This is a genomic window from Natronomonas moolapensis 8.8.11, from assembly GCF_000591055.1.
Taxonomy (GTDB): domain Archaea; phylum Halobacteriota; class Halobacteria; order Halobacteriales; family Haloarculaceae; genus Natronomonas; species Natronomonas moolapensis.
This window is the reverse complement of the sequence record NC_020388.1, coordinates 1,571,529-1,596,420: the sequence shown is the minus strand read 5'-3', so window position 1 is coordinate 1,596,420 and position 24,892 is coordinate 1,571,529. Positions and strand designations below refer to the sequence as shown.

The 24,892-nt window shown below is 57.2% G+C and carries 26 protein-coding genes and 2 pseudogenes; 20 read left to right on the top strand and 8 right to left on the bottom strand.

What is annotated here, in order from left to right:
* Positions 1-132: 132 nt before the first annotated feature.
* The 4 genes from NMLP_RS14415 to NMLP_RS07785 form a co-directional block, all read right to left on the bottom strand.
* Entirely contained in the window at positions 133-534 is a 402-nt protein-coding gene (locus NMLP_RS14415) for a hypothetical protein (protein ID WP_015409571.1), read from the bottom strand.
* A complete protein-coding gene (locus NMLP_RS14410; protein ID WP_015409570.1) occupies positions 531-1,406 on the bottom strand; it encodes a ParA family protein in 876 nt (291 codons plus the stop codon). The genes NMLP_RS14415 and NMLP_RS14410 overlap by 4 nt, the downstream gene beginning before the upstream one ends.
* Positions 1,407-1,709: 303 nt before the next feature.
* On the bottom strand, positions 1,710-2,216 hold the full coding sequence (locus NMLP_RS07790) for a hypothetical protein (RefSeq protein ID WP_015409569.1): 507 nt from the start codon (positions 2,214-2,216) through the stop codon (positions 1,710-1,712).
* Positions 2,213-2,581 (bottom strand): UPF0175 family protein, encoded by a 369-nt coding sequence (locus NMLP_RS07785; protein ID WP_015409568.1) that lies wholly within the window; start codon positions 2,579-2,581, stop codon positions 2,213-2,215. Before NMLP_RS07785 ends, NMLP_RS07790 begins: the two co-directional genes overlap by 4 nt.
* A gap of 314 nt (positions 2,582-2,895) precedes the next feature.
* Between NMLP_RS07785 and NMLP_RS07780 the strand changes: the two genes are divergently transcribed.
* From NMLP_RS07780 to NMLP_RS07755, 6 genes are all read left to right on the top strand, one after another.
* Positions 2,896-3,324 (top strand): CopG family ribbon-helix-helix protein, encoded by a 429-nt coding sequence (locus NMLP_RS07780; protein ID WP_015409567.1) that lies wholly within the window; start codon positions 2,896-2,898, stop codon positions 3,322-3,324.
* A 264-nt stretch (positions 3,325-3,588) separates the two neighbouring features.
* On the top strand, positions 3,589-4,017 hold the full coding sequence (locus NMLP_RS07775) for a CopG family ribbon-helix-helix protein (RefSeq protein ID WP_049926315.1): 429 nt from the start codon (positions 3,589-3,591) through the stop codon (positions 4,015-4,017).
* A gap of 128 nt (positions 4,018-4,145) precedes the next feature.
* The gene (locus NMLP_RS07770; RefSeq protein ID WP_015409565.1) at positions 4,146-4,826 is read left to right on the top strand and encodes an energy-coupling factor ABC transporter permease; all 681 of its coding nucleotides are present in this window, start codon (positions 4,146-4,148) and stop codon (positions 4,824-4,826) included.
* A complete protein-coding gene (locus NMLP_RS07765; RefSeq protein ID WP_015409564.1) occupies positions 4,826-5,149 on the top strand; it encodes a hypothetical protein in 324 nt (107 codons plus the stop codon). The genes NMLP_RS07770 and NMLP_RS07765 overlap by 1 nt, the downstream gene beginning before the upstream one ends.
* A gap of 2 nt (positions 5,150-5,151) precedes the next feature.
* Positions 5,152-5,964 (top strand): energy-coupling factor transporter transmembrane component T family protein, encoded by an 813-nt coding sequence (locus NMLP_RS07760; protein WP_015409563.1) that lies wholly within the window; start codon positions 5,152-5,154, stop codon positions 5,962-5,964.
* A 68-nt stretch (positions 5,965-6,032) separates the two neighbouring features.
* The gene (locus NMLP_RS07755; protein WP_084260833.1) at positions 6,033-6,839 is read left to right on the top strand and encodes an energy-coupling factor ABC transporter ATP-binding protein; all 807 of its coding nucleotides are present in this window, start codon (positions 6,033-6,035) and stop codon (positions 6,837-6,839) included.
* A gap of 193 nt (positions 6,840-7,032) precedes the next feature.
* Here the strand turns inward: NMLP_RS07755 and NMLP_RS07750 are convergent, their stop codons facing one another.
* Positions 7,033-7,329 carry a GYD domain-containing protein gene (locus NMLP_RS07750; protein WP_015409561.1) on the bottom strand — a complete coding sequence of 99 codons (297 nt, stop codon included), beginning with the start codon at positions 7,327-7,329 and terminating at the stop codon, positions 7,033-7,035.
* A gap of 370 nt (positions 7,330-7,699) precedes the next feature.
* On the opposite strand from NMLP_RS07750, the gene NMLP_RS07745 reads away from it, so the two are divergent.
* Complete coding sequence (locus tag NMLP_RS07745; RefSeq protein WP_015409560.1) at positions 7,700-8,089, top strand: CopG family ribbon-helix-helix protein; 390 nt, start codon at positions 7,700-7,702, stop codon at positions 8,087-8,089.
* A gap of 151 nt (positions 8,090-8,240) precedes the next feature.
* Positions 8,241-8,846: pseudogene (locus NMLP_RS07740) on the top strand (RNA-guided endonuclease InsQ/TnpB family protein); the annotation flags it as partial.
* A gap of 454 nt (positions 8,847-9,300) precedes the next feature.
* Here the strand turns inward: NMLP_RS07740 and NMLP_RS07735 are convergent.
* Positions 9,301-10,473, bottom strand: a complete 1,173-nt coding sequence (locus NMLP_RS07735; RefSeq protein ID WP_015409559.1) for an ISH3-like element ISNamo6 family transposase — start codon at positions 10,471-10,473, stop codon at positions 9,301-9,303.
* A 40-nt stretch (positions 10,474-10,513) separates the two neighbouring features.
* On the bottom strand, positions 10,514-10,978 hold the full coding sequence (locus tag NMLP_RS07730) for a CopG family ribbon-helix-helix protein (protein ID WP_015409558.1): 465 nt from the start codon (positions 10,976-10,978) through the stop codon (positions 10,514-10,516).
* Between the two features lie 98 nt (positions 10,979-11,076).
* On the opposite strand from NMLP_RS07730, the gene NMLP_RS07725 reads away from it, so the two are divergent.
* The 10 genes and pseudogenes from NMLP_RS07725 (at position 11,077) to NMLP_RS07685 (ending at position 20,536) form a co-directional block, all read left to right on the top strand.
* The gene (locus NMLP_RS07725; protein WP_015409557.1) at positions 11,077-12,294 is read left to right on the top strand and encodes a GTP-binding protein; all 1,218 of its coding nucleotides are present in this window, start codon (positions 11,077-11,079) and stop codon (positions 12,292-12,294) included.
* Positions 12,294-13,604, top strand: a complete 1,311-nt coding sequence (locus tag NMLP_RS07720; RefSeq protein WP_015409556.1) for a CobW family GTP-binding protein — start codon at positions 12,294-12,296, stop codon at positions 13,602-13,604. Before NMLP_RS07725 ends, NMLP_RS07720 begins: the two co-directional genes overlap by 1 nt.
* Entirely contained in the window at positions 13,601-14,173 is a 573-nt protein-coding gene (locus NMLP_RS07715; RefSeq protein ID WP_015409555.1) for a MogA/MoaB family molybdenum cofactor biosynthesis protein, read from the top strand. The genes NMLP_RS07720 and NMLP_RS07715 overlap by 4 nt, the downstream gene beginning before the upstream one ends.
* A complete protein-coding gene (locus tag NMLP_RS07710; protein ID WP_015409554.1) occupies positions 14,174-14,563 on the top strand; it encodes an iron-sulfur cluster assembly scaffold protein in 390 nt (129 codons plus the stop codon). It begins immediately after the preceding gene.
* Between the two features lie 3 nt (positions 14,564-14,566).
* Positions 14,567-15,207, top strand: a pseudogene (locus tag NMLP_RS07705) (cobalt-factor II C(20)-methyltransferase); the annotation flags it as partial.
* Between the two features lie 425 nt (positions 15,208-15,632).
* Positions 15,633-17,189: a metal ABC transporter solute-binding protein, Zn/Mn family gene (locus NMLP_RS07700; protein ID WP_015409552.1), complete on the top strand. Its 1,557-nt coding sequence runs from the start codon at positions 15,633-15,635 to the stop codon at positions 17,187-17,189.
* Complete coding sequence (locus tag NMLP_RS16275; protein ID WP_076982707.1) at positions 17,186-17,407, top strand: DUF7511 domain-containing protein; 222 nt, start codon at positions 17,186-17,188, stop codon at positions 17,405-17,407. Before NMLP_RS07700 ends, NMLP_RS16275 begins: the two co-directional genes overlap by 4 nt.
* Positions 17,404-18,189: a metal ABC transporter ATP-binding protein gene (locus NMLP_RS07695; protein ID WP_015409551.1), complete on the top strand. Its 786-nt coding sequence runs from the start codon at positions 17,404-17,406 to the stop codon at positions 18,187-18,189. Before NMLP_RS16275 ends, NMLP_RS07695 begins: the two co-directional genes overlap by 4 nt.
* Before the next feature lie 119 nt (positions 18,190-18,308).
* Complete coding sequence (locus NMLP_RS07690; RefSeq protein WP_152024119.1) at positions 18,309-19,247, top strand: metal ABC transporter permease; 939 nt, start codon at positions 18,309-18,311, stop codon at positions 19,245-19,247.
* The gene (locus tag NMLP_RS07685) at positions 19,244-20,536 is read left to right on the top strand and encodes an FAD/NAD(P)-binding protein (RefSeq protein WP_015409549.1); all 1,293 of its coding nucleotides are present in this window, start codon (positions 19,244-19,246) and stop codon (positions 20,534-20,536) included. Before NMLP_RS07690 ends, NMLP_RS07685 begins: the two co-directional genes overlap by 4 nt.
* A 132-nt stretch (positions 20,537-20,668) precedes the next feature.
* Here the strand turns inward: NMLP_RS07685 and NMLP_RS15600 are convergent, their stop codons facing one another.
* Complete coding sequence (locus tag NMLP_RS15600) at positions 20,669-20,821, bottom strand: C2H2-type zinc finger protein (RefSeq protein WP_015409548.1); 153 nt, start codon at positions 20,819-20,821, stop codon at positions 20,669-20,671.
* 315 nt (positions 20,822-21,136) lie between these two features.
* On the opposite strand from NMLP_RS15600, the gene NMLP_RS07680 reads away from it, so the two are divergent.
* Both NMLP_RS07680 and NMLP_RS07675 read left to right on the top strand, forming a co-directional pair.
* The gene (locus NMLP_RS07680; RefSeq protein ID WP_231857220.1) at positions 21,137-22,426 is read left to right on the top strand and encodes a ribonuclease H-like domain-containing protein; all 1,290 of its coding nucleotides are present in this window, start codon (positions 21,137-21,139) and stop codon (positions 22,424-22,426) included.
* Positions 22,427-22,431: 5 nt separating this feature from the next.
* Positions 22,432-24,885, top strand: a complete 2,454-nt coding sequence (locus tag NMLP_RS07675) for a DEAD/DEAH box helicase (RefSeq protein WP_015409546.1) — start codon at positions 22,432-22,434, stop codon at positions 24,883-24,885.
* The last annotated feature ends 7 nt before the right edge of the window (positions 24,886-24,892 follow it).

Genomic DNA, 24,892 nt, shown 5'->3' with positions numbered 1-24,892 from the left:
TAGTTCATTATCAAACCACTTGTTGACAAAGGTGTTTGTCATAAAACTGCCTCTGGCTCTCCATACTACCACACTATCGTTGAGATTAGCGACAGACTCTTCGAGCGTTTTGATTGGGCGACAGCAGAGGGCTCAGGTATCGAACGACATTCCATAGCCCCATTCCTCGAGTTCGCCTTCGACATCATCGAGGTGGTCGAGTCCAGCCCGGACTAGGGCCTCCCGAAGATCTGTAAGGGAGACGTTAGTATCAAATCGCTCCTCTAGTTCCCGTACAGCGTCTCGTTCCGCCCGTTTTGTTTCTGGCTGCAAAAACAGTGGGACGCGATCACGACCATCCTGTACCCCATCCCGACGGAATTTATACGGAATACTCATTGGCCGCTGTTGGCTCTCGGTGGTCTTAGTACTAGATCGCTCACGTGTTGTGTCATTGGTCGCCTGTTTAGACTCTGTTTCACCAAGAGCTGGGTCATCTGTTGTCGTCTCGTCAGCAAACGGGTCCTCACCAGCACCTTCCTTCATCCCCGTCATGCAGATAGCACCCCGTGGTCGAGATCACCGGGTTCCGGCGGATTCGGTGCCTTGATCCCGACGCCGGCCTCAAGATGTCGTGCAATACGATCGAATTGCCCGAGTGTCTCAAGTTCGTAGCCACGGCGGCGATCGCGGTGGTCCCGCACATACCTGAACGCAGAACACTGTTGCATCCACGCACCTTCCATCATTGAGGCTCGTTCGCCAATTATCTCTGGAATCGGGTAATCGATTTTTTCGAGGATCGTTCGTTGGTCACGAGTATTTTTGAACCCGATTGGAACAGCGGCCAAAACGCCGACCTCTACGTCGAGTTGGTCCTCAAGACCGGCAACTAGTGATTCTAGTCCTTGAACCGCTGCGCGACCTTTCGCGCTTGGCTCAACGGGGATAACCAACGAACGAGTCGCGTGAATTGCATTGTAGAGGTGCGGTCCCTCAGTAGCCGGTGGATCACAAATGAGAACGTCGTATTCATCGGGGACACCAGCATCCCGGAGAACACGAAGTAGTTGAGCGTGCATACCGAAGGCTTCGCCCATTGCCTCTGCTTGTTCTTTCTCTCGTTGGAGGTACTCGGCAAGGTCTGAGAGCATATTGTGCTCTGGAATGATATCGACTCCCTCGACTGTTCGGATGAGATCGTCGAAATCACCTTTTGATCGACGAATCATGTGCCGGACGAGGTTATCGACTGGTTCAGTACGATCAGTATCGACACCGAAGAGTCGGGAGAGATCACCATCTTGCGGGTCGAGGGGGACTACAAGTGGTTTGAGGCCCGCCCGTGCATGTGCGACAGCGAGATTCGCGGCAGTAGTGGTTTTGCCAACTCCTCCTGCCTCGCTGTATGTTGAGTATGCTAGCATGTGATGTTCATTGATGCCATTCATCTTGAATGTTCGTCAGACACATATAAAATAACAATTCATTTTTGCAACTCATGAAAGTGAGTAGTTACGTTAAAGAGTAAAACTACATACACACCATATTGAACACAACTCATGAATACATATAGTGAACATATTTACTGAACACGCATACAGAGCAGTATTCAACGGTCCACAGTCCTCAACCTAACGATAGAATCCACTTTTGACCGCATGGAGATATTACTGGGAGCCTTCGACTTCCTCCCCGCGCGAAACGGCGAGGCTTCCGCTAGCTATCCGTCATCGATACTGCGAAACCGTTCGATACGGGACGTAGTAGCTGATCTCATCGATCCATGTCGACAGCCACTTGTCGGCAGTAGCTTCATCGATCTTCCCAGCATCGATTGCAGCCAACAGAACGCCAACCGACCCGATAACGGTCACGCCCTGGTCTTTCGCAAACGATCGGGCATCTCCGTCGTCGGTGAGCAGCCGACCGTCATGTGCGTCTGCTAAGGCGAACGCCTGCGCTTCCCCGGGATCAAGATGATCGCTGACAACTGCTTCTCTGTTTGCGACGGCGTCCGAGATTGGTGCGACCGGAATCTCATCGGCGAGTATATCGAGTGCGGATTGAAGATACGGGTGATCATTAACGCCGTTTTCCAGTTCCTCGCGAACGACCGGCACTGCACAAATTCCAGAGAGTCCAGAAACCACCCATAACTCGTCGATATACGCAAAATTCGAGATGACAGTCGTGTTTAGGACGCTCGGATTCGCTGGAATCCCGTCGCCTGTCATTTCGCAGGAGACTCCTCCCCATCCGAATCTTCATTATCAAATTCGAGTTCTTTTGCTGCTTCCACCTCGTAAGCTGCGTCGTCTTCGTCAAGGAGTCCGAGGCGGAGTTCAATACCATGCTCGCGGAGAAGATCACGCATCGTCCAGCGGTCGACATCAGCAAGTCTCGCGGCCTCACCAAGGGTAATCCGTTCGCGTTCGTAGAGGGCAACCACAGCTGCAATACGTTCGTTCTCGTGGTCCTCGAAATAGTCACGCACGAACTCTCGCAACGCATCGCTCTTCCCCCCGAACACACCAGCCTCGACAGCACCCTCAATGAGGAGATCGAGATCGTCTGGGTAGGATCCGGTAATTCGTGCCATCGTTCTATCCCAGACTACAACTTCATACTATTTATGAACTGCGCCAAGCTGCGATATGGATTGAGACGGTCAGTGTGAACACAACCTCGGAGGATGAGAATGATGCGTGCCTTCTGTCTTCTCCATTCCAACAGATTCCACAACAAGCTCCAGACTAACCCTACAAATCGCTTCGCAATACTCCGAAATTTCGAAGCAGCTCGGTACCTCTTGGAGTGCTGGTATTCCCCCATCGTGAGAGAGCATATCTACATCACTGCAATGCTGCAGCTGTAGATGATAATTGTTAATATTTTCACATTCTATGTTGTTATATGAGCGTCGTCAGCGTCTCGATGCCCGAAGAACTGCTCGAACGAATCGACGAATTCGCGGAGGAACACGGCTACACTGGTCGTAGTGAGGTTTTTCGTGAAGCCTCTCGGAACCTCCTCGGCGAGTTCGAGGACAAGAAACTCGAAAACCGCGATTTGATGGGTGTCGTCACCGTCGTTTTCGACTACGAGACGACAAGCGTCGAGGAGAAGATGATGCACCTACGCCACGAACACGAAGACACCGTCGTCTCGAACTTCCACAGTCACGTTGGAGGTCATCATTGTATGGAGCTATTCGTCCTTGAGGGGTCGCTCGAAGAGATCTCAACGTTTGTCGGGAAGATTCGAGCGACCAAGGATACGCTCACAATCGACTACTCGGTGGTACCGGTAGATGACTTCGGCCCGTTGGCCGAAATGAACTGATTCTATCTTGCCTCTCTCGCTGAATTCACGCCAGCTCTAGCAACATATACGAACTCTACCTTCCATTGGCATAGAACGTCCACGTGAACGGACAGATCGTGACTCTGTAGACCACATTGAGCGACTTCGGGATGAGCTCGGCAGTCTAATCAACACTAGATATTGATACTCTCTTGTGGAATTTTTGTTAATACTTGCTGGTGAGTCCATTAGATATATTACTCTCAAGACAATTTTTAATATATGCCCATCGTGAGCTCCTCGATGCCGGAGCGACTCCGAGACGGTCTCGATACATTTGCGGACGAACACGGTTACACCGGCCGGAGTGAGGTCATCCGCGAGGCGTGCCAATCACTGCTTGAAGAGTATCAAGAGACAGATTACGAAGATCGGCGGGTATTGGCGACAGTTACTGCTGTCTTCGGATACGACGAACCGGAAATCGAACGCCGGATGATGGATATCCGCCACGAATTTGAAGTGTCGGTCCGATCGAACTCCCACAACTGTCTCGAAAAAAACGCTGGCTGTGTCGAGACGTTCGTTATCGAGGCAAAGTATAATGTCGTTCTTGAATTCATCGCGACTGTACGCGGCGTGGACGAGTCTGTGTCCGTTGAGTACACTGCTGTTCCGGTCAACGTAATGAACGTCGAAGCTGGTGAGCCGTTCGAAAAAAGCGCTGAATAGCCCTGAAAACCGAATCGCGGAACCGAGATGTTGTCAATAACAACCACTCCATAACAGAATATTTATTATCATCCTATCTTACAGAAGGCAAGTTTATTATATCTATATTCTAAATTGCCAACATAGCAATGGCACATATCCACCTCGGCGAAGGTTCGTTTCCGCTGTGGGCACTGATCGTGTGGACGACTCTCGGCGTCGCGCTCGTCGGCGCAGTTGTCTACCGGGTCCGTAAGGGCGGGATCAAGACACACCAGATTGCGCTCGCTGGTATCGGCGCAGCCGCGAGCTTCGCGATCTTCCAGTTGAATATCCCTGTGTGGGGTGGCATCCACATGAACCTCACCGGCCTCGTGGGGATTCTTGCTGGGCCGCTGCTCGGAGCGCTCATCGCACTGGTCGTCAACATCTTTTCCGCAGCGCTTGGCCACGGTGCAGTTGGCCTGCTCGGCGCGAATACGCTCGTCAATGCCTCTGAGGCCATCGTTGCCTACTACGCGTTCAAAACCCTGATGAGGATGGACTGGGACGTCTTTCCTGCCAGTGCGAGTGCTGCGACGCTCGGTCTCTCGGCAGGCGCGTTCCTGATGGGCGCGATCATCGTCATCAGCGGCGTGAACGGAAGCGCGCTGCCGCGTGGTGACCTGACGATTGCCGTCGCCGGGCTCGTCGGGCTCAACCTCGGTGTCGCCGTCATCGAGGGGATTCTGACGGGTTTCATCGTCCAGTTCCTCGCTTCCGTCCGCCCCGACCTCGTTGGTCTCGCAGACCGTGACAGCCAAGAGGAGCCGACTGGGGTGACCGCCTGATGCAGCGCTGGAAGCAGTACGGCGGCCTTGCTGGCCTCTTCGCTGCCTTTCTCGCCGCTGGCTACTGGGGGTTCACCGCGACCGGTGGTGCCCTGCCGTGGGCCAAACGCTCTGCGAAAGCCCTCCAGCGTGGTGTGCAGGAGGGCGGCGGTTCGCTTGTCGATTTTGGCCGCGGTATCGTGGTGGCCGGCCCCATTCGGAAGGGCGGGCTGATGCTTGAGTTCAGCGCGCTCGTTCTCGTGTTGGCTGTCCTCGGTATCGGGCTGTACGTCTACGTCGACCGCTACGGTGGCTTTGAAGACGGAGAACGCCCGGCCCGGTAACCGTGACGACACTCTCGAACCACGTTCCCGATCCGCGGCTCATCACGGCGTTCGCCGAACGCCGAGACGGACCGTTACACCGCGTCAATCCATGGACGAAGGTCGGCGTCGTCGGTGCACTCGTCCTCGCGGTTACTGTGTTTGACCGTCTCGCGCTCTTGGCCGGTCTGTACGGAGCCGTACTGGTGATCTACGGACTCGCAGGGCTGCCCTTCCGACGGTTAGCCGGCTGGTACACGCTGCCGATGCTGTTCATCGTCTCGGTCGCCGGACCGCTGGCGTTTCTCGAACCGGGTATGCCGATCGGTGGGGCGCTCTCAACGCCGCTTGGTGAACTTTCTCTCACGTGGGCAGGGCTCGTCCTCTTTTTCGAGCTCAGCTGCCGATCACTCACAGTCGTCACGTTTGCCCTGACTGCGTCGATGACAACAAAATACACCGACGTCGCGTATATGCTCGGACGACTACTCCCGCGACCGATCGACCAGATCGCGCTGCTCACCTATCGGTTCACGTTCGTTATGCTCGAGACGCTCGAGGATCTCGTGAAAGCCGCACTCTCCCGTGGAGCGAACTTCTCGGAGTTCTGGTCGAACAAATGGCTGTACGCCAGAATCCTCGGCATGACGATGCTGTCGGCGATCGAGCAGTCCGAGCGGCTCGTCAAGTCGATGGAAGCTCGCGGCTACGACGGCGACATCACGCTGTACGGCGATGTATCGCGGCCACCGATCCACGAACTACTCATCGTAATCGGGTTGTACGTCGCTGTCGTCGGCTACGCAGTAGTCGCGGTATATGGGGTGAGACCGTGAGTCAAACCGATTCCCCGCTGGTCGACCTCCGGTGTAACGCCCATACCTACCCCGACGGCACCGTCGGGATGCACGATGTCGACTTTTCGGTGTACCCCGACGAGGTGGTCGCACTCGTCGGCGGTAATGGTGCCGGCAAGTCGACGCTGCTTGAACACCTGAACGCTACCCTCATGCCCGACGAGGGCGAACTGGTAGTCGACGGAATTGCGGTCACCGAGGACAACAAGCCTCATGCCCGCAAAGAAGTCGGGTTTGTCTTCCAGGATGCCGATACACAGCTGGTGGCGCCCACGGTGCTGGACGACGTGCTATTCGGCCTGCAGAACTACGGAATGGCTGGTGAGGAGGCGGAGCATCGCGCCCGTGAGGCGCTGGCGACGGTTGACGCCGCCCATCTCGAGGATCGAGTCCCCCACTACCTCAGCGGCGGCGAGAAGCGGTTGGTCGGCCTCGCCGGCGTGCTCGTGCTGGAGCCGAGTGTGGTCGTCCTCGACGAGCCGCTGGCTGGTCTCGACCCTGAACGATCGCAGCTGGTTGCCCAGCGAATCCGACAGGTTCATAAAGAAGGCATCAGCGTCGTGCTATCGACCCACGACCTCGAGTTCGCCGCCGAGATTGCCGACCGTGTCTGTGTGATGGCCGATGGGAACGTCGTCGGGGGTGGCACACCACGGGAAGTATTCTACGATGACGACCTACTAGATCGAGCGAACCTTCGTCCGCCGGCGGCAGTCCGGATCGCTCGCGACGCAGGACTCGAAGGGAGTACCCGACCAGTCACGGAAGCCGAACTCGTCGAGGCTCTCTCCGACCACGAGACTTTGTCTGAAACGATCCGCACGGAGTCGCTCGATGGCCGTAGCGGAGACTGATCGCCTCCCCGGGTGCCTCGCGCCACTTCCCGATCGAGTCGAATCGGTGGCCCTCTGGTATGTGTAGGTGATCGTCGTGATCGACCTCGCGGGCATCGCGTTTGCCTTCTGGTACTACATCCCCCAGTTCCAACTCGAACCGGTCGTCGCGTGGCCAGTCGTGCCGAATAGCTCTCTCTGTGTGAAACAGCCGTCAAGGGAGTTCTTCAACGAACTCTTTGTACTCGTCGTGGTCGAACACTTCAGAGATCTCAACCTCGTGCGTACCGTCACGCTCCAGTAACAGCCGAGCCTGTTCACTACTCCGACTATCGGGTAGTTCGAAGACGATCACAGCGTCGTAGTCCTCAATGCTTCCGTGGTAGGTATCGAGAACTTCCCCGTTTACCTGCCTGACGATATCTCGCATATTTTCGTGCCACTGTGGCATACTCTCGATCTCCTGCTTCGCATCCGTCGTGTGCTTGGCCAGCGCTAGATACGTTTGCATACGACATATAGGAATATGCCACCGACAAAAATAATATTTTGGATATAAATTTTAATATTTTCTGCTATTATAGAGAATTAGAATGTTAAACTGACGATGGATTCAGATACTATTATACTTATAATTTCCACCCATGTCACCGACAATTCCTCATTTGGCAGATTGCGTATTAACCGAATTGCGACGAGTCTCGGGCGGCTGGGTTGACTCCAGACTGTGCGACGGGCAAGTTAGACGTCAGACAGGAGGCTATCCGGTGCGTGCATCGATCCCGGACTCGGTAGGCCACTATATCACTCCCAAAGTATATAATAAAATAAGAATTATAGTTACTAGCAATACATATGTTTTGAGCTTTGATTAATACCCGATGCGCACGAGCTTCAACATCCCCGACGACCTTCTCTCCAAGTTCGATGAGACGTGGCAAGCAGAGGGATTAGATTCACGCTCGCGTGGCGTCCGCGAAGCGATGCAGGCGTACATCGAGGTCCACACCAGACTGGAGGATATCGAAGGCGACGTCGTCGTTATCATCGCCTTCGATTACGAACACGAAGCGGTTATCGAAGAGGTTCACGACGTACAGCATCAGTTCCAGGACGTCATCACGGCCACGAATCATATCCATGAACGGGAGTGGTGTCTCGAGACGCTCTTCTGCAGCGGATCGGCACCCCGTGTCCGGGACCTCACCTATCGCTTGCGCGATTTCGATGCGGTGAGTCGGGTCAAACTGATGCTCCTTGCGGAGCACTAGGCCGTACTGACGGCTGGTTCTGTTGAGATCCTTGATTGATGATAATTTATCAGCGGACAAGGCGAATACCCCGAGGCTTGACCTCGGGGATGAAGCCGACACGCAGTAATACAAATCATTAAGTTGAAACATACCTAATCAAGAGACAGCGATGGAACACAGTCACCGCTACCAAGCCTACCCAACAGGAGAGGTAGCGGAACGACTGGAACGCCATCTGAATGTTCATCGCCAACTCTACAACCACGTCCGCTGGGACTACACGAACAGCCCCGAGGACGACAAACCGAGTGAGTACGACCAGAACAACAAACTTCCCGAGTGGAAACGCAAGTGGCCTGTCTTCAGTGAACTACACTCGAAAGCCGCACAAGCTACCGTCGCACGATTCCACCGGAACCTCTCGAACCTTCGCAAGAAGAAAGAGAAGGGCTACAACGTTGGTCGGCTCAAACGGCAATCGCCCACCGACTACCGAAGCGTAACGTACAACCAGTCCGGTTTCGACCTCGATGAAAAGAGGGGCCACGACAGGTTCGCTTACATTCGCTTCAGCAAAATCGGCTGGGTCAAAATCCGTTACCACCGCCCGATTCCTGACTGCGCTTCAGTCAAGGAAGTCACGTTCAAGAAGGAGACGACCGGGGAATGGTTCGTTTCCTTCGGCCTCGAAACCGACGACTCAGAACTGCCCGAGAAACCCAACGTGAACACGCTCAACGCGAGCAACAGCGTGGGTATCGACCTCGGCATCCTCATGTGGAAGGGCCGTGCGTATCGGCGGTGTACTCAACGATATCTATCTGCTGTAGACGCTCAAGATCGTATCCGAATATCGCCTCTCCCCTCTGATTCGCGTCCAGAATACTCCCCGTCTGTGGGTCGTATAGTGTGATTCCAATGCAGAGTGAGTCATACTCTGTCGGTAGTTCTTCGGTAATTGTCTCACTCATCCACCCGTATTCAACACGTTTATGTTAATCAAGATTATTATATTGATAACAAATCTAGATCATATTCGGTACTTCCCAATCGATGTTTCGGCGGGTCGCTGGATCGGTGAGTCTCTCCAGCGATCACCGCCGTGTTCTTGAGGTGACTTCACGCTGAACGAGTTCTGAGGTGCCGAGATGAGCTGTGTCGAACGATGTCGACGTCTCAACTGAGAGCTGCCGCTCACAGCGGGCACCCCGAGGCCGCGGGCTGAGCGTTCAGCCCGCGGCCGATCCGTATGCGTCCGGGACGCCAGTTCTGTTCATCTCTATCTCCCACCGACGCTCCAACTCCTGTTCCAGTACGTGCCTGATCCAGTCACAGAAGGTACCGAACGTGAACTGCGTTGGCAGGTCGCGCCCGCCCCGCCGGGGGCGGGCGACGACCGCCCATCGCAGCACTAACCAGATATTCTCCAACAAGAAACTCACCAGGACGAACGCAAATCGAACGAGTGGATCTTGGGTTGTCGTCGTCGCTCGCGCCTGGCGAAACAGCCGATAGCTCGTCTCGATCGCCGATCGTTTCCGGTAGCGACGCTCGATCTGCGTGGGCGTGCGATCGGCCAGATCGCACGCCACGTACCCCCGCACCACCTCCCCGTGTTTCCCTCGGTCACCGTTGTGATACGAGACCGAAACTGCGAGCGGGAACCGGAGTTCCCGCTCGCTGTCCTTGAACATCCGGTAGGTCGTCATGTACGAGCAGTGCGTGTCGAGTTTCTCTTTCATCCGCTCACCCTTCTCCTGGACAGGGATCACGGTGGTTGCCAGCTCCCGTCCACGACGGATGACGCGCCCGTTGTAGAAGCCTCGATCAGCCAGCAGCAGGTCGATGGCGAATGGGTAGGCGCCGACGCGGTCGAGGACGCGCTCGACCGCGTCGGCTTCCTGCTCGTCGCTGCGGACGTAGGTCAGCGCCAGCGTCACGGGTTTGCCGTTCGAGACGACGTAGGCGGTGCAGTAGCGGTGGCAGGTCGTCGTGCCGTCGGTGGGACTGGACGAGCAGAGTTCGCCGTCGTCCTCGTCGGGGTGGCCGTGATAGGGGTTATCGACGAAGTCGATGGAGACGATTCTCGACCGGTCAGGGTCGAGAATCGTCAGGGCGAGGTGCCGAAACAGGAGATTGGCACTGAACTCGAGCCAACCACGCTGGAGGGTGTGCAACCAGGTCATGACGGTGTCGTCACAGGGGGTACCGTCCGTCTGGGAGGTCACGTCCCAGACGGACGTCTGGTTGACGCTGGCCATGGTAACGACCGGCCAGATATCGCCGGAATCGAGGGGCGAGCCCTCGATTCCTGGCAGAGGAAGCTCTGTGATTACATCAGCCGCCACTTCTTTGACGTCCCTTGCTGAAAGAACACCGTCTGGTTCGGGGAGATCAAGCACACTTACCCAACCAGACGTCTTCCTCAATCAGACCGGTGATCTAGCTCCGCCGCTCACACCGGTTGGGAAGTACCGATATTCTGATGTGTTTGTGAACGGTGTCCTCTCCTAATGAGGCGATCGAGTAATCCACTACTCGGACATTCGGCACTGCCCGGACGGTGTTGATGAATCCGGATAGGGCCTCCGTGGTCCCCTCCAGGACGTACAGTTCCATGCAGTACTGGTCCTGAACGTGAGCATGGGTAGTCGCAGAGACGATAGTATCGTACTCGTGGCGTACTCCCGTGAGACGCTGTTGGACAGCGGGTTGGCAGTATTCGAAGACTACCGTGACTGTACACATATGTTTCTGCCCGTCAACAGCTCCTCCCTGGAACTCTTCGAGCAGCGTCCGTGCCCCTTCGCGTACGACCTCGCTCCGTCCACTGTACCCATGCTTGTCGGCAAACTCGTCGATGTGTTCAACTAACGCCTCGGGCATCGAGATGCTAACGACGCTCATATAGCAATTTTTAACTCTATATTATTATTTACTGTTATTACTATTTCCATTTTAACGTAATAATTAGTATTTTAACTAAGCAAATTCATAATAAGGATGTGCAGTCCAACAACAATCCGATCCCGGTGACGATCCTTAGTGGCAGCCTGGGTGCCGGAAAGACGACGACACTCAACCAGATTCTCAGTAGCGAGCGGGAACTGAACGCCGCCGTCTTGGTCAACGACATGGGCGAGGTGAACGTCGACGCCGACCTCGTCGAACGCGAGTCGGATCTCACCCAGAGCGACGACGAGATTATCGAGATGTCGAACGGGTGTATCTGCTGTCGGCTCCGCGGAGACATGCTCGACGAGGTAGGGCGGTTAGCCGACGAGCGAGACTTCGAGTATCTCCTCGTGGAATCGTCCGGGATCAGCGAACCGATTCCGGTCGCACAGACGTTCGCTCGCGGGTTCGAGGACGCCGAGTTCGACCCGACGGGCGTCTACGAACTTGACACGATGGTTAGCGTCGTCGATGCACACAGCTTCTGGCAGGGGTTCGACTCGGGTCAGGCACTCACCGACGACTCGATCGATCCCCAAGGGAACCGCGTCCCGGAGGAGGCGCTCATGGACCAGATCGAGTTCTGTGACGTCCTCCTGTTGAACAAGTGTGACCTCGTGCCGGATGCGGAACTCGAAGAGATCGAAGCGGTGTTGGAAACGCTTCAGCCACGGGCGAAGATCATCCGGACCGAACACGGCGCGGTCGATCCCGACGACGTTCTGGACACCGGTCGGTTCGACTTTGATCGCGCGAGTCAGTCGGCTGGCTGGATGCGTGAACTACAGGAGGGCCACGATCATGAGGCAGCGGCTGCGGAACACGGTGTCACGTCGTTCGTCTTCGATGCAGGTTGGCCGTTCCACCCCGAACGGATCGCTGATCTGTTCGCCGACCTTCCCGACGGTATTATCCGCGCGAAGGGGTTCTTTTGGTCGGCTGGCCGTGAAGATATCGCAATGGGTCTCGACAAGGCGGGCCAGTCGGTCCGCGCTGGTCCGAAGGGGACTTGGATCGCTTCACTCCCGAAGGCACAACAAGAACGGTACTTTGCCGCCCGCCCTGAGATCAAGGAGAATTGGGATGAACAGTGGGGCGACCGCGGGACGGAACTCGTGTTTATCGGCCGTGAATTCGATCAAAAAGCGCTCGTCAAGCAGCTTGAGGACTGCGTCCTCTCGGAGGCCGAAATGGACGAGAACTGGAACGAGTATCCGGACCCATTCGGTCCCGACGAGCAGCGTGAACTCGCATTAGCCGACGACTGATGGCTATCGACGAGCAACCCCCGATTACGATCCTCAGCGGTGGGCTCGGAGCTGGGAAGACGACCCTGCTGAACCACCTGCTGAGCGTCGCCGGCGAGCAATACGACATTGCTGTCCTCGTTAACGACGTCGGAGAAATGAACGTCGACGCCGACCTCATCGAGAACGGCTCCGAACTCTCGATGGAGGGTGGCGGTGTCACGGAGCTGTCGAACGGGTGTATCTGCTGTGGGCTACAGGACGAGCTGGATCAGGAGTTGTTGCGTCTCGCCTTCGACGAGGAGTTCGATCACCTCGTTATCGAAGCTTCAGGTATCAGCGATCCAGCCCCCATCGCCCAGCGGTTCGTCCCGCCCGCACGTTCGTCGGCACTGTACGATCTCGATACGACCGTCACGGTGGTCGACGCCGCACAGTTCCATCAGGCGTTCGTCGATGGCCACCCACTCAAGTCGACAGACGACGACGCCCGACCACTGTCGGACCTCCTCGCCGAACAGGTCGAGTTCTGCGACGTACTCGTCCTCAACAAGTGCGACCTCGTCACTGACGAGGAACGCGAAGCGGTCGAACGCGTCGTCCGAACACTGCACCCAGGGGTTGAGGTCGTCCAAACGACTGAAAGCACTGTCGACCCGGAACGAGTTCTCGGAACGGGTCGATTCGATCGGGACGAGGCGAGTAACTCCGCCCGGTGGAAACAGGCCCTCTCGACCGATCACGGAGACGGCACAGACGTCGATTCAGACGAGCACCACGAGAGCCAGACGGAGGCGGACGACCACAGCCACGAACATGGCGACGACCACGATCAAGCGCACGACCACAGTCACCCACCAGAGGAGTTCGGTGTCGACTCGTTCGTCTACGAGCGCCACCGACCGTTCCATCCCGAACGGTTCAGCGAGTGGCTCCGCTCGTTCCCTGAATCCGTCGTCAGAGCGAAAGGGCACCTGTGGGTCGCCGGACGCGATCGCTACGCCCTCAACCTGAGCCAAGCGGGAACACAAACTCACATCGAAGTCAACGGTCGGTGGGCGGTCACGCTTCCTAAGCCCCAGCGCGAGTCCTACCGCGAATCGCGGTCGGACCTCCACTGGGACGATCAATGGGGTGACCGCGAGGTGAAACTCGTCTTCATCGGCGCTGGAATGGACGAACCCAGTATCACCGACGCCCTTGACGACCGCCTCGTTTCGGAGACAGAGGTGGAAGACGACTGGGGAGCGTTCGAGAATCCGTTCCCGGGGACAATGGAGTACTCACAGCCCCCGATGGAGCAACGCCTCGTGGTAGGTGACCGATCGTGATCCAGAATGACCGCGAACTCCCGCCAGCAGCGGACCGACGGACGACGGACGCCGACGGCCACGACTGTATCGACCCGCTGGGCGTGGCCATCGTAACCGTGTCCTCGTCCCGCGGAGATGGCGTCGAAAAGACGCCGTCCGATCCCAGTGGCGACGCCATTGCGAGTATCCTCATCGAAGCGGGTCACGTCGTCACGTCACGCCGGATGATTCCAGACGACTACGTCCGAATCAAGACCACAGTGAGCGACTGTCTGGACAGCCCGGACGTCGACCTCGTCGTGACCACAGGCGGGACGGGAGTCACCGTCGACGACGTTACTCCGGACGCGGCGAGCGAGCTCTTCGACCGCGAACTACCGGGCTTCGGCGAGGCGTTCCGATGGCTCTCGTGGGAGGAGGTACGGACGCGCATCGTCTCCACCCGTGCGACAGCGGGTATCGCCCGCGACGTACCGGTGTTTGTCCTCCCGGGAAGTGAAAACGCCGTCGGGCTCGCCACGGCGGAAATCATCGCTGAGGAAGCCCCGCATCTCGCCGGACTTGCAACTAGCCACGAGGTGGAGTAAATGCAGGGGTCCAAGATGTATCAGGAGGTAATCCTGAATCACTACCGTAACCCTCGAAGGTGGGGCCGCCTCTCGCCGGTTACCGTCTCTCACACTGGCGAGAACGCCTCCTGTGGCGACGAACTCACGTTCGACCTCAGACTCGCCGGGGACGGTGAGACGATCGAAGAGGTCGCGTTCACTGGAGAAGGCTGTGCGATCAGCATTGCGAGCGCGAGCCTGCTTGCGGAGGAACTCCCGGGAATGACGCTCTCGGAGGTTCGTGATCTCGACCGCGATGACGCTCTCGATCTCTTGGGAATCGAGCCGACGCCGATGCGCATCCCGTGTGCCGTGCTCGCGGAGAAAGTGGTTCAGGACGGCGTCGAGAGCTACGAGGAGGGTACGTAACCGATGACACTCTACGGAATCGGGCTGGGACCGGGGTCGGCGGACCTGCTCACGGTTCGCGGCAAGCGACGACTCGAATCGGTTGACGTCGTCTACTCGCCAGGACGACTGTCACGGCGCGTCGCAGCCGAGTACGTTTCCGAATCGAAACTGAGTGACCTCGAGTTCACGATGACGACTGATCCCGAAGAACTGCAGGCGGCGTGGACGACGGCAGCCGCAGAAGTTGCGCCGAAAGCGCGAGAGTCCGACGCGGCGTTCGTCATGCTCGGCGATCCCTGTATCTACTCGACGTTCGGGCACTTGCGTCGGACGCTTCGCGAGCAGCATCCCAGTGTCGACATCCAAGTCGTTCCCGGTGTCAGCAGTGTGACGGCGTTCGCTTCGGTCCTCGGGGTCGACATCGACGCTGGCGCTGAACTGACGCTACGCGAGGCGACCGACGGAGAAGCACCGATCAGTCCGAATCGGTTGATCCTGTTTAAATTGACTGACGCACCGACGACCCACGAGAAGCTGACTGCGGCAGGGTACGATGTGACATTCGGTCGGCGATTCTTCATGGATACGGAAGAGACTCTCGTCACGAACGACCCGGTGAGGTGACCGATCGGGACTACTACACGCTCGCGTATGCCGAGAAACGGCAGGCAACCGGGTCCAAGTGATACACGGAAGCGTCGGTCGTCCGGGTAGGATCAACGAGAGGCGGCCTCAGGCGGTGACACCGAGAGTTTCTAGTTCTTCGGTGGAGTATTCCGCGCGCAGTTCTTCCGTCGAGTGCTCTTCGAGGACTGCCGCTCGCTCTTCGTCACTCATCTCGGTCAGGTCGCTGAAGCAGTGGCACATCGCAATCCAATCAGAGGGGCATAGCTACTAAATGCCTGTTACCACGCTTCTCGGGCTTATGTAATACAGAATCTGCGGTGGCAACGATTAGCAATTCCAGGGCCCACATTAGTTATTCCAGATCTGATTAGTAAACTAAATCCCCAACCAGTGGATTCTTATTAACTTTATAGTTCTAAATCATAGCACTTATTATCTAAAGCACTTTTATTAACAATAGATGCCTCGATACACCCGACGACGCCTCGTCGCGACCGGAATCGGATTCACCACCATCGGCTCCCTCGCTGGCTGTCTCTCGAATGACGCCGATACCGGTGACTCAAATGGAAATGGACCGGAAGCTCAGTCATCGTTTTTTGTGTTCGGTGACTTCGCTACCCACGTTGCGGGCGACACCGCGACTGCCGAGACGCTCGTCCCAGTCGGCCAACACGGACACGGCTGGGAGCCCGGTCCAGACATCCAGGGAGATATTTTGGAGTCGAACCTGTTTATTTATGGGCCCGACGGGTTTCAGCCGTGGGTCGGCGATCTTATTGCGAGCCTCAGTGACGACGGAGCAGACGTGGAAATGGTCTCTGTTGGCGGAGAGGTAGACCTCATCGAGGGGGGTCATGATCATGGAGCCGAGGGAGGACACGACCACGAGGCTGAAGAAGAGGACGGATACGACCACGAAGACGAAGGTGAAGACGAACACGACCATGGTGAGGAACACGGCGACGAGAGCGGACACGACCACGAAGACGAGCATGGCAGTTCGACCCCGTGGGAGTGGGCTGGCCTGTATCACCTGGACGCCGGCACGTACACCTACGAGTTCGAGCAGGGGCCGGACCCACGGATGCACCTTGCCGTCCTCACGACCGAGGAGGGTGGCGACCACGGTATCCACCACGTCGAAGAGACTGCACACCCGCTGTACGAGAGCGACCACGACGCACAAACGTCGGTCGAAGCCGGTGGGACATTGACGCCGTCCTCCGAGTCGCTCTATACGCTCCAGTTCGCCGAGAGCGGGACGACGAGCTACCGTCTCCAGATCGAGTCAGCCGGACACTACGTGCTGTTCGCCCAGCACGTTCCCTCGGAGTTCAGCGCGACGTTGTCGAACGAGAGTGGCACGTCGGTCTCGCCAGAAGTGACTGAAACGGCTGGCGGACACGACCACGAGGGCGAGGATGAACACGAAACCGAACACGACCACGAGGCCGAAGGTGAAGACGAACACGACCACGGGGCGATGGATCCGCACTTTTGGCTCGACCCCCAACGGGCCGCTCAAGCAGTCGGTACGCTTGAGACGACGTTCGCCGAAATGGATGGCGAAAACGCCGATGCGTACGCCGACAACGCGGCCGCCTACCGCGACCAGCTCGAGGAACTCAATGATGAGATCCGGTCGACAGTCGATGACGCGCCAAAGGACACGCTGTTTGTTGCTGGTCACGATGCTTTCCAGTATCTCGAAGACCGCTACGGCCTGCGAGTCGAGTCGCTGACAGACCTTTCGCCGGACGACCAGCCGACTCCCCGAGACATCGAACGTGCCCAAGACATAATCGACGAACACGGTCTCGCGCACGTCTGTTCCGACCCGCTAGAAGATCAGACCGCAGCTGAGCAGCTCGTCGAGGAAACCGACGCAACCGGGATTCTGCCGCTGACGGCAATCCCGGGGCAAACGAGTGAATGGGCCGACAATGACTGGGGGTACATCGAAATTATGGAGAACATCAATCTCGACACACTCGAAACCGCTCTCAACGCATGAACAACACGGGGCCTGAAAGAACGCGTCCGAGTTGGGACGGAGCCGAAACGCCTGGTCCGTCTGAAAGTCCTCGGTCGGGACTGATCGCACTGGTTGTCGGTCCGGCGAAGAGGCCAGCCTGCACGATATTTCCGCCGGACGTGGCCGTTCCGTATCGGACGACGACGTGGATTACGGCGCACGGGGATTCGTTCGTCAACCTCGAGGAGTACCGATGACTGCCGAAACAACGAACTCGGAGCCAACGCGAGAGCGCTCGACTGTCCCCGTCGTCAGTGTCGATGACGTTAGCTTCGCGTACGGGGACCTCCCCGTAATAGAATCAGTGTCGATCGATATCGAGCCAGGGGCGTTTCTCGGACTCGTCGGACCAAACGGCAGCGGCAAGAGCACATTATTGAACCTGATGCTCGGTCTTCAAAAGCCCGATACGGGAATGGTTCGGCTGTTTGGCGAGCCCGCAAGCGAGTTCGACGCCGGCGAGCGGATCGGCTATGTACCACAGAACGCCACGACCGCCGCTGATCGAATGCCCGTTACCGTCCGTGAACTCGTTACGATGGGGCGATACCCGCGGCGGCTCGTCGGTCGGTTCTCAGACGACGACCGTCGAGCGATCGACAACGCACTCCGCGCGGTCGAGATCACAGATCTGACAGACCGCCGAGTCGGTCAACTCTCTGGAGGCCAGCGCCAGCGCGTCTTCATCGCCCGTGCGCTCGCCGCCGAAGCCGATCTGTTGGCGCTCGACGAACCGACGGTCGGTGTCGACGCCGAGTCCAGAGAGGCTTTCTACGAGTTGTTAGCTGATCTCAACGACTCGGGACTCACTATTTTGCTGATCGAACACGACATCGGCGTCGTCACGACCTACGCCAGCGAGATCGCCTGTCTCAATCGACGACTGTACTTCGACGGCAACCCGGAAGAGTTCGTTGCAACGGACGCCCTCGCAGCTGCGTACGGCACCGATCAGCACGTGCTGACTCACGATCACTAATCATGACTTCTCACTCCCTCGCGACGGCCCTATTACAGGCGTCGGCAGATCGATTGTCGCCGATCGAGGGTCTATGGCGACTCTTCGAATGGCTTCTCGTCTACGTGTACGGAGCTGGAATGAATCTGCTGTCCGAGTTGTTAGGTGTACGGATGCTTGGCTATCCGTATATGCAGCGAGCCTATCTCGCGGGGGCCTGTATCGCCGTAATCGGGCCGCTCGTCGGGACGTTTCTTGTCCACCGCGAAATGTCAATGCTCGCCGACACGCTCGCTCACACTGCCTTCGCGGGCGTCGCGGTCGGGCTGTTTCTCAACGCGGCGCTATCGCTGTCGCTGTCGCCGCTGTTGACGGCTATGATCGTCGCCATCGGAACGGCGCTGCTCGTCGAACTCCTGATCGATTACGCGGGGGCGTACAGCGACACCTCACTAGCGATCGTCCTCACGACTGGATTCGCACTCGGGAGTGTCCTCATCACCGCGACAGACGGCGGGATCGCCGTCGGAATCGATGCGTATCTCTTTGGGAGCCTCTCGACCGTCTCAAAAGAGAATGTCGGGCTACTCGTCGCGATGAGTTTCCTTATCGGTACGCTCGTCACAGCCGCGTACCGTCCGCTGTTGTACGTCACTGTCGATGCGACCGCAGCGCGGGCCGCCCGGATCAACGTTCGGCTCTACAAGCGCCTGATGGTCGTGCTCACGGCGCTCGTCGTCGTCAGTGCGATGCAGATCATGGGTGTCATCCTCGTTGCGGCGATGCTCGTCGTGCCGGTTGCCACGGCGGGATTCGTCGCCCAAAGTTTCAAGCAGTCGATATTACTGGCAATCCTCGCAGCCGAGTTCGCCGTACTATCGGGCGTGACGATCGCGTACGTCTATGGACTCGCAGCCGGCGGATCGATCGTCCTCTCTGCGGCGGCAGTCTACGCGACGGTTCTCGTGGTGGCGAAAGCTGATACTCGGTGGTTGATCCGATCACTGCCGAGACGTACTGGCCAGTCAATCGAACACACACAACAGGGACTCGAAGCCGATGGCGGTGAACGAGAGTGACTACTGACTGTGCCCGCAACGAACACAAGGACGTTGACAGTCAGCCATACGAGTACGTGATCGTCGGCGGCGGTATTCACGGCACCTGCCTGGCGAACTATCTCCTCGCCGAGGGAGGGTACAGTCACCAAGACATATGTCTCATCGAACCTCGCGAACAGTTACTCGCGTCGTTCGAGACGAAGGCTCGTCAGTGTGGAATGCGAACGCTCCGGTCGACGTTCGTCCACCACATCGGCACAGAGCCGTTCTCGCTGGAGTCGTTCGCCGAGGGAGCGGGTCGGGAGGACGAACTCGTCTCGACGGAGAACTATCCGAATCGACCGACGCTGGAACTCTTTCTCGATCACGCTCGATACGTCATTGACCGACGTGGTATCGACGAGTGTCACCTCCAGTTGAGGGCGACGGGAGTTACTAGGACGGGGGCAGGTGACCGACTCGAAGTACAGACGGATGCTGGGTCGCTCAAAGTTCGCCACGTCGTGTTAGCCATCGGACTCGGTGGCTCGCGAACGCTCCCCACGTGGGGGACGTCACTCCCGGACGACGCCCCGCTCGTTCACGTCTGGGACGACCAGTTCGACCCAACGATCGCAGCGGAATTTTCGGGGCCGACGTTCGTCGTCGGGGGCGGTATCACCGCTGGGCAACTTGCCTGCCGCCTCTCGGAACACACAGACGTGACACTCCTTTCGCGTCACGACCTAGAGATCGAACTGACCGAAGCCGACCCGTACTGGATCAACTGGCGACACATCGAACAGGAGATCCACACGCTCCCGCCGGGGTCGAACGCTCGGCTCGACCGGATTCGAGCCGCCCGCAACGACGCGACGATCCCGCCGTACGTCGAGCGGCGACTGGATGAGGCTCGCGATTGTGACGACCTCGAAATCCGGCGCGGCGAAATCAAATCTGCATACGCCACAGACGACGGCTTACTCGTGCGGTTCGACGACGGCACGACGGCAGCGAATGCGCAGGTCGTCCTCGCGACCGGACTCGATCCGGTCCCGGAGCACCCACTAGTCGGATCCGTCGCCGAGTCGTTGTCACTCGAACGCGGGGCCGGCGGCTTTCCCGTCCTCGATGATGAGACGCTCGCGTGGCGAGGGACTGATGGTACCCGTTCTGCGGTGTACGTTTCTGGAGCGCTCGCAGAGCCCAGCGTCGGTCCCTTTGCCCGGAACATCGTCGGCGCTCGTCGAGTCGCAGAACGGCTCCTCACGTCACGAGCGGGGACTGTTTTAAAGAAACTACCGTCGGCTCTCAGAGGGGAGTCCTGACTGGACGTCTCAGTCGGTGACCGACGCTGCAACGGCAGCAGACTAGCTGTTTGGGACCACGTTCTCAACTGACGACGACTGGCTCTGACGAGAAAACGGGGATTTCGAGCGAAATCCTACCGAACTGTCCGCTCAGTGGTTCTCGTGGATGTGGTTGCGCAGCGCGTCGGTCTCGTCGAACTGTTCATCGCACTCAGCACACGTGTTGTGATGAAGCGCAACGTGTTGGGTCACGCCGGCAGCACTCTGGAACTGTGCATCGCAACTGGAGCAGGTGTACGACATTACATTAACAACTCAGGTGCTGATACATTAAAATAGTTATTAAAAAGCAGGTCAGTAGAATTGGTATGGAGTATTAATTTGCTCACTATGATAACTAACGACCTGCCAGATCATTCGACGTGATATATTAGTGAGTGAGTGTATGGATGTCGACTTGTGGTATTTATCCTCAGTCGATCACATCGGGTTTGAGTGAAAGGGCTGTGTTGAATCATCGCTGCGCCACCGGACTCAGCGCATATTGCTCTTGGACCAGTGACTCGGCTCACTGATGTTCCAGTTGTCGACCCAAGTCAATCTGCTAGTTATCACATCGTGGAAGATCTGAACATTCTCTTTGCGATGGTCCCTACGCCGGACCATTTGCCACCGAGGCCGACAGACGTTCCCCGAGAAAGTATCAAAAACGGGGGCCTCGCAGGAGTGGAACGCTGCTATGTTGTAAGCGACTGTTTAGAATTAACTATCGACCCCCATCACCGCGAAACCAGGCTTGAGGGCATCGATAGGTATCTCGACTCCCTGCCAGGTAGCTGGGTCGACGAGTCGATAGTCACACACGTCTCAACTGGGCTACGAGCAGAATACCAGACGCGGTACGAGGTAGCGACAGACACCTATCTGATTCATGGTGCTGGTCCGCCAACCAGTTCTGTCGGCGCTGCTATCGACGAGAACGAACGCCCACTCATCGAGCTATCGGTCTACTCAAACGGGGCTATCAGGATCGAGACGCACGACCCGACGAACTTCGGGCTTCAGGGACTCGAGGGAATTGGGCCGACGAAAGCCGAGCGGCTTCGAGAGCATGGATTCAATTCCCGTGACGCGATTGCGGGGACGACGCCGAAGGAACTCGCCAAGATTCGCGGGTTCGGTGAGAAGACAGCGACAGCAGTGCATACATCAGCGACGGCTATCGCGACCGGTGAGGTTATCCAGCGAGACGGTGGGGCGCTTCCGAACGGAGATCCGGTGTTCATCGATATCGAAACCAACGGGCTTAACGGCGAAATCGCATGGTTGGTTGGGGTTCTCGATGGCGGGAGTGAGGAGGGTCACTATCTCTCGTTTCGACAGCGGGAACACGACGACCCAACCGAACACGTCGACGCGTTCATGTCGTGGCTGACTGGCGTCGCGAGGGGGCGACCTGTGATTGCTTGGAACGGCTACAATTTCGATTTCCCGATCATCAAACACCATCTTGAACGAGATGCCCCGGAATGGGTCGCTGACTGGGAGAGTCGCTATCAGTTCGACCCACTGTACTACGCTACAACGCAGGGACACGCAACGCTCCCGGCTCGGAGCAACCGGCTAGAGGCCGTCGCTGCAGCACTTGGATGGGTGTCAACGACGACTGGGGTCGATGGAAGTACAGCCGCAAGAGAGTACAATACATGGCGACAGACCGCGGACCAGCCAGACGGCTATCAACCGGATTGGGAGCGCCTCGAGGCCTACTGCGAAGACGATGTACGGGCGCTAGCAACAATTTATGAATCCCTTCAGGATGTTAGCCGCCGCCCCTCGGGAACAGAGACACCGAGGAATCGAACAGGCGAGCAGAGTAGACAAGGTTCGCTTTCGGACTTCTCATAACATCCATGAGCCGTAACGCACCACAGCATGACGATGTCCTCTCCGAGGAGGCATTGAAAGAATCGTTCCCAGAGTATTCCAGGCAGGTAACTGCGAGTGAACACGTACCGGCACGGGATGCAGACACAGTCCCTGCCGAGGAGGTCCTCCGAGATAAGCTCGCCGATAGTCTTAATAACGATCTGTACCGGCATCAGGCGAAGGGGCTCGCGTCACTTGCCAACGATGAAAATATCGTAGTGACGACGTCAACCTCTTCCGGGAAGACTCGTATCTACGCCCTCCAAATCGCCAGGAATCAACTGGACAACCCAGACTCGACGGCACTGTGCATCTACCCGATGAAAGCACTAACTCGGGATCAGGAGAGGACACTCAACGATCGCCTCGCCGAGTGGGATGTTGATACCCGGACGGAGGCCTACGATGGGGATACGAAGCAGGATCTCAAGCGAGATATCCGGAGCAATGCTGACACAATCCTAACCAATCCCGCGGGATTGAACGTTTACCTTCCGCGGCACAACACCGACAATGGGTGGTCGCGGTTCTACAATAATTTGGAGCTCATTGTCGTTGACGAAGCACACCAGTACTCCGGTAGTATGGGTACTCACGTGGCTTGGATCCTTCGCCGACTGCGCCGGCTATTAAAATACTACAATGCTGACCCACAATTCGTCTTAACAACGGCGACTATTGGAAACCCTGCCGAACACGCCACACGACTCACAAGTGAGGAGTTCACCGTTATCGACGAGGATGGATCACCTCACGGAAAGCGTGACATCGTCCTGTGGAAGCCGCCGATAGATGACAAGGCGCTTCGTGAAGCCGAGGCATATAATATGGATCCTTCAGAGGGTGGACTCGAAGAGTTCCGTATCTCTACGGGAGAAGAAGCCGCAAAGGTCACTGCTCATCTTGCTATCAACGAACGGCAGACGCTCCAGTTCTGTTCAGCTCGCCAAGGGACAGAAATTGCTGCTCAAAAGATCGGTGGTGCCGCCAGGGATCATCCCCGAAATTACCATGTCGATACAAAAGCCTACCACGGGGGGCTTGGAAAGCGCACTCGGAGAGGGATCGAAGCCCAACTCCAAGATGGCGTTGTCGACGCGGTCGCCTCAACGAACGCACTCGAGCTTGGTATTGATATCGGCGGTATCGACGCAACAGTCACGAGTGGCTACCCGGGCACCCGTCAATCATTCTGGCAACAAATCGGGCGGGCCGGGCGTGGGCAAACCGACGCACTTTCGGTGTTAGTTGGCGGCGCTGACGCGATGGATTCGTATATTCTTGACAATCCGTCGTATCTCTTCGAAGACGATGTCGAGGATGCGGTCGTCTCCATCGAGAACGAACAGGTCTACGCAGATCACCTGTGCGTCGCCGCGAAGGAACGACCATTGACTGACGAAGATGCCGGGATACTCGGCCAAGAGGACCGGCTTGCGGAGATGGTGTCGATGTGGCAAGAAGCCGGCGTGCTTGAGCGTGGCGTCGATCTCGATAACGGCGTTCACTACATGGGGGATTCACGGCCAGAAAGCCGGATCTCGATTTACGACACGAGCGGACGGCAGTATCTCATCAACTGCATCGATGGCGAGATAGACCACGACCCCGTCACAAAAGAGCGTGCCTACCGCGACTACCACAAGGGTGCACTCTTTTTGCACGATGGCGAACAGTACGAGGTCGTGGAGGTCGAACACGATACTCGGACCCCGCGAATCCTAGTCGAAGAACGGGGAACGGGGCGCTACACACAAACGCTGTCTGACAAGCGTATTTCGAATCTCCGTCCAGAGATGTCTCAAGACCTCGGCGACGGCTACACGTTGTGGTTCGGTCGTGCTAACGTCGATATCGACTACGCGCAATATCTTGTTCATAACATTTCAACTGGCGAAATTGAAAGTGGACCGCATCCAACTGGATCACCACCGTTGTCGCTTGACACCGAGCTCATGTGGGTGTCGCTCCCCAGCGACCATCTTTCGACCACGATTAGCAGACTTGATCAACCGCTTTTGGAACCGACCAAACACGCCGAGGCAGACACTGGACTCACCGAACCGGAGCGGTACACCTACGGTGGCGGTATTCATGCTGCCGAGCACGGGATCATCCAATTAGCTCCGCTTGAGTTAATGATTGATAATAGTGATATCGGTGGACTCTCAACGCCCAGACACCGGGACGAGCGAATTCCAGGGCCGGTGTGGTTCGTCCACGATGGGATCGACGGTGGGATCGGATTTTCTCGAGCCATCTACGATAACTTCGAGGCGATCGCCAGACGAACTTACGACCACTTAGACACTTGCGACTGTCAACGACGACGTGGGTGTCCGCTCTGTATTATGTCTGAGCACTGTGGAAATCAGAACGATCCGCTTGATCGTGTAGTTGGGAGACAAATTCTCGGTGACGTCATCGACCGATTGTGATGCTATC